Here is a 5,287-nt window from a genome sequence, read left to right as displayed (position 1 = left end):
CCGGGGGCGGGTTTCGGGGGCGCCTTCATGACAGAGTGGGTGTCATGCCCTCTGGTGGCGTCTCGACGGCCGAGCTCGCGGACCTGCTTGCGGCGCTGCCCTTCGGCCACCGGCTGTGGGTGCGCGGCATGGGGCGGTGTCTCTATCCGCTGTTGCGCAGCGGGGACGCGGTGCGGCTGTTGCGCTGCGGGCCGGAGCGGCTGGCGCGCGGGGACGTGGCGCTGGTGCGGCACGGGCCCCGGCTGGCCGCGCAGGTGGTGCTCTCCACACAACCCTGGGTGACGGAGTCACTGTTGGGCGGCACGGACGTGGCGGGCGGGGAGCTGGTGGGGCGCATCATCGCGCTCAAGCGCGGGCGGTGGGTGATGCGGCTGCCCCGGCCCACGCGGCCGGCGCTGTTCGTCCTGCAGCGCACCCTGTCCGGGGTGTGGACGAAGCCCGCGTCCCGGGCGGTGTTCCGCCACCTGCGCGACCTGTTCTCCGGGTGGACGAAGCCGCTGCGCCGCCAGTTCGTGGGCCCGCTCGAAATCCGGCTGGTGCGCCCGGAGGACCTGGACGCGCTGCTCGCCTTCGCCACGGAGCGGCTGGTGGTGTCCAGCACCTTCCTGCGCCGCCAACTGCGCGACCGGTGGGGCCTGCCGCAAGACAAGCGCGTGGGCGCGGCGGCGGGCGCCTTCGACGCGCAGGGGCACCTGCTCGGCTTCGCCTGGGCGGACGACTACCACCAGGAGGGGCTGTCCCTGGACGGCTTCTGGGTGCGCTCGCTGGTGGTGTCCCCCAAAGTGCGGCGCATGGGCGTGGCCACCGCGCTGGTGCGGTGCCTGGTGGAGGAGATCCACCGGCAGGGCGCGGACCGGCTCCACGCGGACATCGACGAGGACAACACCGCCTCCCTGCGGACCTTCTCCGGCCTGGGGTTCCGCCCCGCACCGGATCCGCTGACAGTGGCCACGAACCAGCAGTGGGACGCGGCGGGCGGAAGCAAGCGGCTGGTCGTGCTGGTCCGCCCGCTTCCGGCCTGACTCCCGACGGGGGTTGCGCTTCTCCGGTGGCTGGGCCAAACGGTGCGGCGTTCTGCTGTGGGCAGGGAAGGGTGGATCCGGTGTCTGAAGGGCGTGAGGGTGCGCAGTGGAAGGCGGACGGGGCGCTGGTGCTCCTCACCGTCTTCTGGGGACTGACGTTCGTGGTGGTGAAGGACGCGCTCGCGTTCGCGGACCCCTTCACCTTCCTCACCCTGCGCTTCGTGGTGGGCGCGACCGTGATGGCGCTCATCGCGCGCGGGCGGATGTTCGCGCCCGGCATCGTCCCCAAGGGGCTGCTGCTGGCGGTGGTGCTGTTCCTGTGCTTCGCGCTCCAGACGGTGGGGCTGACGGACACCACGCCGTCGCGCGCGGCGTTCCTCACCGGACTCAACGTCCTCTTCGTTCCGCTGATGTCCATGGTGCTGCTCAGGCGCATGCCCCGGTGGGGCACCACCGTGGGCGTGGTGCTGGCGGCGGTGGGGCTGTACTGGCTGACGCGTCCCACCGAGGAAGCCCTGCCGGGGGACGTGGGGGGCTTCCGTCTGGGGGACTGGCTGTCCATCGGGTGCGCGGTGGCGTACGCGGGGCACATCCTGCTCACCGAGCGCTTCGCTACGAAGGACAACGCGGTGGGCCTGGTGGCGGTGCAGTTGGTCGGCGTGGCGGTGCTGTCCGCGCTGGGCCTGCCCTTCGTGGAGCGCAAGCTGGAGTGGACCCCGCCGCTCGTGGGGGCGGTGCTCGCGTGTGGCGTGCTCGCGAGCGCGGTGGCCATCCTGGTGCAGACGTGGGGCCAGGCGCGCACCAGCGCGGTGCGCGCGGCGCTCATCTTCGCGCTGGAGCCGGTGTTCGCCTCGGCCTACTCCGTGGCGGTGGGCCGCGAGGTGCTGGGCCCGAAGGAGTGGCTGGGCGGCGCGCTCATCGTCGTGGGGGTCTTCGCGTCGGAGCTGGGCACGGCGGTGTGGGACGGATGGCGGGCACGGGGCCGCACGCCCGCCGCCTGAGCATCCGGCGCGCGGGGTGGGGGGCCGCGGCCGGGAGCGCGAGCGCCCGGGCCGCGCTATAGACAGCGCCCATCCCATGAGCGTGGATCTGAGACGCAACGGCCTGCACCTGACGGGCACGCCCCTGTCGCTGGACGCGAAGCGCAAGTCGCCGCTGTCCTTCGTCAGTCACGGGCACTCGGACCACATCGCCCGTCACGAGAGCACCATCGCCACGGCCGCCACGCTGCGCTTCATGGCGCACCGGCTGGGGCCGGTGGCGTCCCCGCTGTCCGTTCCCTTCCGCCGTCCGTTCGAATTGGGCCCGCTGCTGCTGGAGCTCCTGCCCGCGGGCCACATCCTGGGCAGCGCGCAGCTGCGCGTCACCCGCGCGGATGGCAAGCGCATCGTCTACACGGGGGACCTGAACACCGCGCCGTCGCTCACCGCGGAGGCCACGGAGGTCGCGGCCTGCGACACGCTGGTCATCGAGTCCACCTTCGGGCACCCGCGCTACCGCTTCCCGCCGCGCCCGGAGGTGCTGGGGCAGGTGGAGACGTGGCTGCGCGCGCAGCTCAACCGGGGCGTGACGCCGGTGCTGCTGGGCTACCCGCTGGGCAAGAGCCAGGAGGCGATGAAGCAGCTGGCCCTGCGCGGCTTCCACCTGGTGGCGCATCCGTCCATCTTCGAGGTCGCGGAGCTGTACGCGGAGCTGGGTGTCCCCATCGAGAACCTGCGCCGCTACGACGGCCGCGTGGAGCCGGGCGAGGTGCTCTTCTTCCCGCCGCACCTGGTGCGGGGCGGGGCCCTGGCGCCGCACTGGCCCCGGGCGACGGCGGTGCTCACCGGCTGGGCCATGGATCCGGGCGGCGCGCGGCGCTACGGCGCGGACGTGGCCTTCCCGCTGTCGGACCACGCGGACTTCCCGTCCCTCCTGCGCTACGTGAAGGACACCGGCGCGCGGGACGTCATCACCTGCCACGGCTTCGCGGAGGAGCTGGCCCAGGCGCTGCGCGACGCGGGCACGGACGCCCGCCCGCTGGGCAAGCCACAGCAGATGACCCTGTTTTGATTTCACCGCGCTGGCGTGTTGGAACGGGCGCCCGCTATGCCCACTCCTGCTCCCTCGCTGACTGGACACCTGGCCAACGTGCTGCTGTGCACGGACGCTGAACCCAAGCGCTTCGTCACCCGGGAAGTCCCCGAGGTGACGGTCGACTTCGCGGGCATCGTGGGGGACCGGCACGCGGGCCTCACCCGCAAGGCGGACGTGCGGGTGCCGTGGTTCCCCAAGGGCACGCTCATCCGCAACACCCGGCAGCTCTCCATCGTGTCTCGCGAGGAGCTGGTGGAGGTGGCGCGTACGCTGGGCGTGCCGCACGTGCTGGCGTCGTGGCTGGGCGCGAACCTGGAGCTCGTGGGCGTGCCGCGGCTGACGCACCTGCCGCCGGGGACGCGGCTGTTCTTCCCGGAAGAGGCCACGCTGGTGATGGAAGGGGAGAACCACCCCTGTGTGCAGCCCGGCCGCGTGATTGAAGCGCACCACCCGGACCTGAAGGGGCTCGCGGGCCGCTTCGTGAAGGCCGCGTGGCAGAAGCGCGGGCTGGTGGGCTGGGTGGAGCGCCCGGGCCTCATCCGCGCGGGCGACGCCGTGCGCGTGATGCTGCCGCCGCCGGTGACGTACTCGCTGCCCTCCGCGCCTTCCGAATCGGAGGCGGTGGGCTGAGCGTCCCCGCCTTCAGTGCACGGACAGGAAGATGCGCAGCTGCCAGGTGTCCTTCGTCACCGCCGGGAAGGCGTCGAAGCGGCTGTGGCGCCGGAAGAAATTCAGCTGCGAGCCCATCCCCAGGTTCCTGTGCACGGGGAGGTCCACCTGTAGCTGGGCCTGGTGCACCCGGTGCGAGCCGCCCGAGCCATCCACCACCACCACGTGTTCGGCGCCCGCCTCCAGCGTGACGACCTCCCAGTCCTCGCGCAGGTACGCCATCTGGAGCTGGAAGCCCAGGCCGGGGCCGTAGTCGTAGTCGCGGCCCTCGTTGCCCTCGCTGTCGGTGTGCTCGGAGGTGACGCCGGTGAGGAGGCTGCCGTCCACGAGCAGCGCGGTCCTCAGCCGGGAGCGGTTGAGGAACTTGTGCTCGTGCAGCAGGCCCACGTCCAGGGACTGGCCGCCCACCTCGTACGCGAGCGTGTCCGTATAATCGAGCTGCTGGAGCAGGCCCAGGCGCAGCTCGTCGCGCTCGGTGCGCAAGAGCGTGGACTTCACGAGCAACCCCTGCAGCCGCGCGTTGGTGACGAGGCTGTTCTCTCGCGAGGTGAACTGGACGCGCGCGTCGAAGGAGTCGAAGGGGCGGTGGTGCGCGCCCCGGTACATGTCGCCGTAGCGCAGGGCGCCCTGGATGAAGAATTGATCCTCGCCCCAGGCCAGGGACCTGCCGTCACCCAGCTTGAGGTAGCCCAACGAGGCCCAGCCCGCGATGTCATCCGGCCACCACTCCGTCGGCGAGGGGCCATGGTGGGAAACGTCGCCGCGCAGCACCCGGTTGAAGCCGCGCACGGGGCTGATGACACCGGCGGTCAGCTCGCGGACGAAGCGCTGGCGGCCCCGGGCCTCCGTGTCCAGCACCAGCGAGGACAGCCGGTAGAGGGCTTCGCCCATGGCCACGCCGCCCACGGTCGTGTTGATGAGGTCATTGGCGGATGGCGGCTCGTTCTCCGCGAACAGCTCCCACTGCAGGCTGCCCAGGAAGGTGAGCGGCACCGCGGCCTGGAACGGCAGGCCGTTGTCGCGCGCGGCCGTGTAGTAGAGGCTGCCGTGATACGGGTGGGCGAACTGGTTGGTGGAGAAGCCGTCCTGGTCCCAGACGAAGCCCGTGCGGAAGTTCTCCTTCCATACGGCAGGGCTTATCCGCGCCCAGTCCTTGTTCGCGATGTATCGGTCATACGTCCAGACGAACAGGTTGATGGCGGTCACTTCCCCGACCGCAATCCACGGGTGGGGCCCGGGGTTGTCCCGGATGGAGTCCTCCGTCAGCGGCGCATCCGCCGGCAGCGAGGGGTTCTCCTCGGTCGCGGGAGGGCAGGGGGCCCACTGGGTCTCCTGGCCGGGCGAAAACCGCGCCGCGCAGAGGCCCATGACGCTGTCCGGAACGAAGCGCACCATGTCCTGTGGCGAACCGTCCGCGAACGCGACGAAGGCGCGCAGGGCGCACGCCAGCGCCACGCCTCGCGGCAGCCACGGCTCCCGGAGTCCGCCGCGCCATGGCCCCCGCCCGCCGTGCCCCATCC

At 71.9% G+C, this 5,287-nt stretch carries 5 protein-coding genes; 4 read left to right on the top strand and 1 reads right to left on the bottom strand.

The features are described from left to right. Window positions 1-44: 44 nt before the first annotated feature. The 4 genes from D7Y21_RS40150 (at window position 45) to D7Y21_RS40135 (ending at window position 3,728) form a co-directional block, all read left to right on the top strand. Complete coding sequence (locus D7Y21_RS40150) at window positions 45-1,022, top strand: GNAT family N-acetyltransferase (protein WP_199724653.1); 978 nt, start codon at window positions 45-47, stop codon at window positions 1,020-1,022. An 80-nt stretch (window positions 1,023-1,102) separates the two neighbouring features. Beyond that, window positions 1,103-2,023 (top strand): DMT family transporter, encoded by a 921-nt coding sequence (locus D7Y21_RS40145; RefSeq protein WP_233592033.1) that lies wholly within the window; start codon window positions 1,103-1,105, stop codon window positions 2,021-2,023. 76 nt (window positions 2,024-2,099) lie between these two features. After that, a complete protein-coding gene (locus D7Y21_RS40140; RefSeq protein ID WP_121718524.1) occupies window positions 2,100-3,074 on the top strand; it encodes an MBL fold metallo-hydrolase in 975 nt (324 codons plus the stop codon). Between the two features lie 36 nt (window positions 3,075-3,110). Next, window positions 3,111-3,728, top strand: coding sequence for an MOSC domain-containing protein (locus D7Y21_RS40135; RefSeq protein ID WP_121718523.1), 618 nt, complete (start codon window positions 3,111-3,113; stop codon window positions 3,726-3,728). Between the two features lie 12 nt (window positions 3,729-3,740). On the opposite strand, the gene D7Y21_RS40130 is transcribed toward D7Y21_RS40135, so the two are convergent. Then, on the bottom strand, window positions 3,741-5,287 hold a 1,547-nt coding region (locus tag D7Y21_RS40130; RefSeq protein WP_233612487.1), incomplete at its 5' end, for a DUF3943 domain-containing protein.

The organism is Corallococcus sp. AB045, from assembly GCF_003668895.1.
GTDB classification, from domain to species: domain Bacteria; phylum Myxococcota; class Myxococcia; order Myxococcales; family Myxococcaceae; genus Corallococcus; species Corallococcus coralloides.
This window is presented reverse-complemented; position numbering and strand designations above follow the sequence as displayed.

Coding starts and splice junctions, on each gene's coding strand:
- D7Y21_RS40150 (WP_199724653.1), top strand. CDS start 45: ATGCCCTCTGGTGGCGTCTCGACGGCCGAGCTCGCGGACCTGCTTGCG.
- D7Y21_RS40140 (WP_121718524.1), top strand. CDS start 2,100: ATGAGCGTGGATCTGAGACGCAACGGCCTGCACCTGACGGGCACGCCC.
- D7Y21_RS40135 (WP_121718523.1), top strand. CDS start 3,111: ATGCCCACTCCTGCTCCCTCGCTGACTGGACACCTGGCCAACGTGCTG.